The 321-nt window shown below is 60.4% G+C and carries 1 protein-coding gene; it reads right to left on the reverse strand.

Annotated features, from left to right (window positions below):
• The coding region (locus SB764_RS39065) for a hypothetical protein (RefSeq protein WP_410866621.1) at window positions 1-188 on the reverse strand (188 nt) is incomplete at its 3' end.
• Window positions 189-321: the final 133 nt, after the last annotated feature.

Raw genomic sequence — 321 nt, forward strand, 5'->3', positions numbered from 1 at the left:
TGCTTCGCAAGGTGCCTGCCAACCATGCAGCCACCGACCGCACCGACGACAGCGTGGTGTCCCGCGTAATGCCCAGCGACCCCGCCTACTACCGCACCCTTGAGGCAGCCCGCGGCGTTTGCCGTGCCTGCTGTCGCGAAAGCCAGCGTCGTTGCAATTAAGACAATTCTTATCGGACTAGCTTTCATTCGAAGGTACTCTGAGGTTGGATTTTCCGGATGTGGCGCTTTCCGGTGTCGTTTCAATACCCGCGCCAATCACGACGCTCGCGCCACTCGTGCTCACGCCATTCCTGGCGGCGCCATTCACGTTCACGCCACT

The sequence above is a fragment of the Paraburkholderia sp. SIMBA_027 genome, assembly GCF_046535315.1.
GTDB lineage: Bacteria > Pseudomonadota > Gammaproteobacteria > Burkholderiales > Burkholderiaceae > Paraburkholderia > Paraburkholderia tropica.